Annotated in this window: 4 protein-coding genes and 1 pseudogene; 4 read left to right on the top strand and 1 reads right to left on the bottom strand. The window is 68.7% G+C overall.

The features are described from left to right. Window positions 1–647 precede the first annotated feature (647 nt). Window positions 648–1,328: a DUF2637 domain-containing protein gene (locus EJK15_RS67245; RefSeq protein ID WP_240778103.1), complete on the bottom strand. Its 681-nt coding sequence runs from the start codon at window positions 1,326–1,328 to the stop codon at window positions 648–650. Window positions 1,329–1,395: 67 nt separating this feature from the next. Between EJK15_RS67245 and EJK15_RS67240 the strand changes: the two genes are divergently transcribed. From EJK15_RS67240 to EJK15_RS67225, 4 genes and pseudogenes are all read left to right on the top strand, one after another. Further along, window positions 1,396–1,785: a MarR family winged helix-turn-helix transcriptional regulator gene (locus EJK15_RS67240; protein ID WP_240778102.1), complete on the top strand. Its 390-nt coding sequence runs from the start codon at window positions 1,396–1,398 to the stop codon at window positions 1,783–1,785. A gap of 577 nt (window positions 1,786–2,362) precedes the next feature. Further along, window positions 2,363–3,325 (top strand): pentapeptide repeat-containing protein, encoded by a 963-nt coding sequence (locus EJK15_RS67235; protein WP_138720587.1) that lies wholly within the window; start codon window positions 2,363–2,365, stop codon window positions 3,323–3,325. Between the two features lie 408 nt (window positions 3,326–3,733). Further along, window positions 3,734–4,897, top strand: a complete 1,164-nt coding sequence (locus EJK15_RS67230) for a DUF5685 family protein (protein ID WP_138720586.1) — start codon at window positions 3,734–3,736, stop codon at window positions 4,895–4,897. A gap of 481 nt (window positions 4,898–5,378) precedes the next feature. Further along, window positions 5,379–5,667: pseudogene (locus EJK15_RS67225) on the top strand (IS200/IS605 family accessory protein TnpB-related protein); the annotation flags it as partial.

Genomic DNA, 5,667 nt, shown 5'->3' with positions numbered 1-5,667 from the left:
TCGCAAGCGTCTGCATTCGGGACTCGGATATCAGACTCCGCAAGAAGTCGAAGACCAGTACCTGACCCGGCGGTCCGCAGCGTAGGTCAGACCACCAGACGCTGTCCGGAATCTCCGAGGCCCCTCAGAAGGCGTGTGGGTGCGCGCGTTGCGATCCCTCCAGGGTGATGAGTGACCCGCCGTGGGGCGTGGCCCCGCCCGCCGGCCACATGTTGCGATCCCTCCAGGGTGATGAGTGACCACGTTCGCCGTGGACGTGACCGCACCGCCGCCCTTGTTGCGATCCCTCCAGGGTGATGAGTGACCGGAAGGTCTACGAAAGCCTCACCGGCCTACGCTCGTTGCGATCCCTCCAGGGTGATGAGTGACCCGGAGGCGCAACGCCTCGCGTCGGCGATGCGGGTCGGGTTGCGATCCCTCCAGGGTGATGAGTAACCCCCAAGGTAAAGCCACAGGTCAGGCACTGTGGCACAACCTACAGATAACGCCATTTTTGCAGCAGTTCGCCAGTCGTGCAGAAGCGCACGTCAGGGTATTGATCGATTCCTCAATCGCGAAGGAGTTCACGACGCTCTGCTTCCTGCACCGTAGCAACAGCCGCCGTCATGGCATGATCCGAGAGACGTACCTCTTGGTGACTCACCGAGTCATACGACAGCGGAATGATCATGCTCCGCGAGCTTTCCCTCGAGACCTATCCGCTTGATCCAGCGACCCCATCGAGCACTCCGCGCGAACTGCTCAGCGATGAGCCTGCCCGATGGAAGAGCCCCATCGGGCAGGCGATGGGCCAAGGCCCACTGCCAGGCCGTTCGACGTAGGTCTCCCGCTCCGCAGCCATCAGGATCCGGCGACCCTGAGGAATCGTGGTCATCGTCATGAACCGGTTCGTTCGTCTCCGTCGTATCGACCTGCTCAGCAGCAGGTCCCTCGGCAGAAGCTCGGCGAATTTGAGACATCAAGAGCTCGTAGCTGCCGATCAAGGCGGCACTCGGCCACGCCGCGATGATGCGCCCAATCAGGCTCGGCTCGGCGACCGCGATGTTGGCGCCGAGGCTGGCAAGGCTGCCGACCACGAGAAGGGTCCAGGCCAGCGTGCCGCCGCGGGAGCCGTACCGATTGGCCAGGAGGATGGACATCGAGGCGACGACGATCGTGCCGTCGACGGCGAGCGGGATCAGCACCGCCGCCAAGGGGTCCTCTCCATGACGCAGGCAGAGTTCATGCATGTGGCGGAAAGAGACGACCGCCGCGATCACGGCCAAGAGCGTGACGCCCGCGATAGTCGTACGCTGGATGTTGCGCACCGCGCGAATACCGGAATCCACCGCTCAGCCCTCCCCACCAGGAAGAACGAGCCGGGCGGAAGCCGTGAACGGCATGTACTTATCGAGTGTGTCCCCCCGGCGACACGGACTGCACCTGGGCCAGAACCTCGTGCTGGCCGCTCTGTGGCAGCAGGAGGGACGCACGCCCGGCGAACTGGCCGCATTGCTGAACGTCACCACGCCGACCGTCGTGAAAATGGCCACCCGGATGGGCGCCGCCGGGCTACTCGTCCGCCAGCGGGACGAAAGTGATCAGCGGCTCGTACGGCTCTACCTGACCGACAAAGGACGCCGCCTGCGTGACCCCGTCCTAGCAGATCGGCAGACGCTGGAACGGCAGATCACCGAGGGCTTGTCGGAGGAGGAGGTGAAGCTGCTGTCTTCGGCTCTGACCAAGATCCTTAACAATGCACGCCGCCACGGTGCCGGCACGATCGACGCCTCCCCCGACCTCTAACGAGAGCGATCAAACACCCTCACGACCGCCACACTGGCCGCCGAAGTGGCGCACGGGCTGGCCGGGCCACGTCGCAGCGGAGAACGAGCTCGCGGCAGGGCTGCGCCGACCGGCTCCGCCCCTCTCGCGCGTACGCCGTTCCCCGATCCGCACCGTCCGCCCGCGCGGACGATCTCGAAGGTATGCCCGAACCGGCTGATCGACGGCGCCGGCATCTCCGGCACCGAATCGATCTGCCGGCACGGCGTGGCCTGGTACGCCAGCCGCCTGGGAGGCAGCCTCCTCAGCCTCTTGTCACTCGTGCGGGACCGCAGCCTTTCGGCGTTGCTCGCCGAGGCCATCGAGCAGGTGACGGACGCTCACCGGAACACCTGCGACGTCGCCGACCCTATCGGTCCGTCGGCGACCGTGGCCATCCTGCGCCTGTCCGACGGCCTCACCGAGCACCTGGTGCTCGGTGACTCGTTCCTCGTGCTCGAACACCGACCTCGGCGAGGCATGACCGTCGCCAGCGGAGCGTGGTGGTCCGAATTTCGTCAGGTTCAGGAAACAGGTCGGCACGCCCCGCCGCAGAGCGATGCTTGTGTACGTTGCCCTCGGTGCTGGCACCCTGCTGCTGTGCGTGCTGGTCTTGTGGCTGCTTCCCATCACTCTGGTAGACCCCGGCTTGAAGCTGACCGGCCAGCCGCTCGCCGAGGTGCGCAACGACGCTCGGACAGCGCTCATCACCCTGCTGCTCGCCTTAGGCGCGGGCGGCTCCCTAGCGTTCACCGCGCGCACCTACCTGTTGAGCAGGCAGTCGCACATCACCGACCGGTTCACCCAAACTGTCACCCAGTTAGGCAGCCCCTCCATGGCGGTGCGGCTCGGTGCGCTGCATGCGCTGCGCAGGATCGCCGCCGACTCCCCACGCGACGCGCGGGCTATCGCGTCCATCCTGTGCCAGTACGTCACGGATGAGAGCCGCCGCGCGGCTGCGCTGTCCAGGCGAAGCGGACTTCGGCTCCGCGGCTTTGTCGATCCCGCCTCAGGGCTACGCGGTCCCGCGCTGCGAGCGGACATCACAACCGCTTTCGGGCTGGCCATGGAGTTGAGCAAAGGCCTCGGCCCGCTGTCGTTGCAGCTCACTGCCAGCCGCTTGGACGGCATCCACTTCACCGGGGTGAGCTGTCCCGAGCCGGCACTGGATGCCGCCTCACTGCGGTACGCCTACCTCGTGGCTGCTCGCCTTCCGCAGGCCTGGATCAGGTACGCCGACCTGCGCGATGCCTGGCTGTCCCACGCCAAGCTGCCGGGGGCGTCCTTCCACGGCTCCCGCCTCGACCGCGCCGACCTGAGCTACGCCGACTTGGAGGGCGCCGACTTCAGTGAGGCCAGCATGACTGGGACAAACCCCAAGACCGCCAATCTCAAAGGCGCCAACCTGAGCACCGCACGAGGGCTGACACGCAAACAACTCACAGACGCGGTTGTGGACGAACACACCCGGCTGCCTGCCACGCTCAGGCGCCGACACGCCCTTCGATGGTTCCCCGGATAAGAAGTCTGGCGGCTGCTCACCGGCCACCTCCGTGCCGAGCGCGGTCGCCTCATGGAGCACCAGGTTGGCGTGCCGGGCAGCGCGGGGGCGGCCCCCGCGCCGGCGGTGCAGCATCAGCGCGCCGAAGTCCGTCCCCGCTTTCGTCACGCTGGGGTTGTCGGCGGCGACCTTGTCCAGCAGCGCCGATCCGATGGCGTTGCCGTGCACGCTTGCGGCTGGGATCCTCGTGCGGGTCGGCCTGCTCGCGCACCTGTCACCGTAAAAGATCATGAATGGTCTGGTCGGTGCCGTCGTCGCGCCGGCGGCCGACGTAGCCTGACAGCCTTCCGGGGATCCCGTTCGCCGCCGCGGTATCTTCCGGCGGTCCGGTGCTACGGTTGGCTCGGTAATACGCATATAAGGGGACGTATGTTCGGCATTGTCCGCCCGTGTCGGCACGTCATGTGCAAAGGGCTCTACGCGGACTGGATGGGCCACCTGTGTGGGCTCTGCCTGGCGCTCCGCGACGAGCACGGACACCTGTCTCGCCTGGTGACCAACTACGACGGCCTGCTCGTGTCCGTCCTCACCGAGGCCCAGTCGCCCGCGTCCGCGCCACGCCGGCGGGCGGGCGCGTGCGCGCTGCGCGGCTTCAAGGGCGCCGACGTGGTGGAGGCCGAGGGCGTGCGGCTGGCGGCCTCGGTGTCGCTGCTCCTGGCGGCCGGCAAAGTGCGCGACCACGTGGCAGACGGGGATGGCGTGTACGCCCGCCGCCCGGTGGCCGCCGGCGCCACCCGCCTGGCGGGCCGCTGGTCCTCGGCCGGCACTGCCATGGCCGGCACGCTGGGGTTCGACCCCACCCCACTGACGGCGGCGGCCGACCGCCAGGCCCTCCTGGAACGCTCCCCGGCCCAGGCGCCCCCGAGGAGCGCCGCGGCGCCCGGTTTACGGGAGTTGACGGGACCCACCGAGGACGCCGTGGCCGCCGCGTTCGCGCACACCGCGGTACTCGCGGGGAAGCCGCACAACCGGGAGGTACTGGAGGCGGCCGGGCGCGGATTCGGGAGGCTGGCCCACCTGATCGACGCGGTGGAGGACCTGGCCGATGACCGGGCGTCCGGGGCATACAACCCGCTGGCCGCCACCGGCACCGGCCTGGATGAGGCGCGCCGCCACTGCGACGCCGCGCACGCCGAGCTGCGCGCCGCCGTGGACGGGCTGGACCTGCTGCGCCCCGGCCTGACGCGCGCCCTGCTGGTGCGGGAGACCGGCAGCGCCGTCTCCCGAGCCTTCGCCACCGCCGGGACGCACGGCACCGGCCACCAGCCCGGACACGCGCCCGGCGACCCGGGCGCGCCGCCGGGAGGGCGGCCGCCGAAGCGGGACCCCGGCGGGCTGCTGTCGCTGGCGTGCGCCGCGCTGACCTGCTGCACATGCGGCCTGTACCGGCCTGACTGGGACGAAGACCGCGAGGGCTCCTTCTGCCAGCGCTGCGACTGCTCCGGCTGCGACTGCTGCGGCAATTGCGGCAACTGCTGCTCCTGCTGCCAGGGCGAGGATGGCTGTGCCTGCGATGGCTGCGGCTGCGACTGACTCGACGTACCGGAAGACTGCGGTGTTGTGGTGGATGCCTGCGGCATCGGTGTCGATCATCTCACCCGCGCGATGAACCCCGCAGGGGATGTACGAGCCGTCCATCGGATCACGAGACGGCAGTGAGCTCACGTCCGGGGGTCGGCAACGGTTGCCCTTTGAGCATGCGTAGGTGTTCACGAGGTCGCAGGAGTTGTTGCCGCGGTCAGGGTGTGAACCTTGCGGAGGGACGAGCGTGCGGGTCGAGCGAACGTGACGGCCACGGCCGCATGGGCCGATGAGGGGCTCGTGTATCGCTCGCATGTTCTACCCGGCAGAGTCCAATGCCGGTAGTCTAACGGTCACGCTCGGTAAAGTTGGGGAGGTGGGGTGGAGGCCATGCAGACATCCCGACGCGCTCGCGATCGGCATGTGGCGACCTCGCTGGGTGCTCCCCGCCCGGCGACGAGTGGTGCCCGCACGACGCTGGAGGCCACGGCGCATGGCTGAGCTGCGGCCGATCGAGGCGCCGTTCATCGCGGCCGCTCCCTCCGGGGTGGCGGTCCGCGATCGTCTCAAAGGGCTGACCGCCCAGGACGAGACGGTGCTCCGGCTGGTGGGCGCGCATCTCGGCTCGCTGGCCTCGAAGGATCTTGCGGTGCGTTGCCGGGACGGGCTGGCGCACGACGCGGACCGGTGGGCAGAGCGCAAACGCGAGCTGACCGCGCTCTCGTCGGCGCGGTGGGCCGGGGCGATCACCAAGGCGTCGCATGACCAATGGGCACTGGCCC

The organism is Nonomuraea basaltis (assembly GCF_005893125.1).
Taxonomy (GTDB): Bacteria; Actinomycetota; Actinomycetes; order Streptosporangiales; family Streptosporangiaceae; genus Nonomuraea; species Nonomuraea basaltis.
Note: the sequence above shows the minus strand (reverse complement) of the source record. Positions and strands in the feature narration are given on the sequence as shown.